This window comes from Salinimicrobium oceani, from assembly GCF_012037645.1.
Map to the genome: position 1 here is coordinate 1 of NZ_JAAVJR010000424.1, position 507 is coordinate 507.

A 507-nucleotide genomic window follows, 5' to 3' on the forward strand; every position below is an offset into this window, starting at 1 on the left:
TAACCGGAAATGACATGGATCCTGAAGCTATGATAAGACTGCTCAAGTCTTTCGAAAAAGGAGAATTGGATGTTGCAGGTCTACCGGACCTGAACGGATTTCTGGATTAAAAAATAAAAGAGGATCAAAAATAGCGTTTTGAGCCTCTTTATTTTTATTCAAAATTCAAGATTTAGCACCAAGCACCAAGCACCAAATTCCAAGCACCAAGTTCCAAGCGCCAAATTCCAAGCACCATTGCAAACTGCCTACTGAGCACTGAACACTGAATACTAAGTTATATTCCCGTGTAATTCTGCGGACTAATTTGCCTTAGCTCCTCCTTTATTTCTTCTGAAACTTCCAACCCTCCAATAAACTCTGAAATACTGTCCCGGTTTATTCTCTCGTTGGTACGGGTGAGGCCTTTTAAAGCTTCATAGGGGTTGGGGTAGCCCTCGCGTCGAAGAATGGTCTGAATGGCTTCAGCCACTACAGCCCAGTTATTTTCCAGATCGGCATCGAGTT

The 507-nt window shown here is 42.8% G+C and carries 1 pseudogene; it reads right to left on the reverse strand.

Annotation, left to right across the window (positions count from 1 at the left end):
* Positions 1–277: 277 nt before the first annotated feature.
* Positions 278–507 (reverse strand): annotated as a pseudogene (locus tag HC175_RS17535) (adenylosuccinate lyase); the annotation flags it as partial.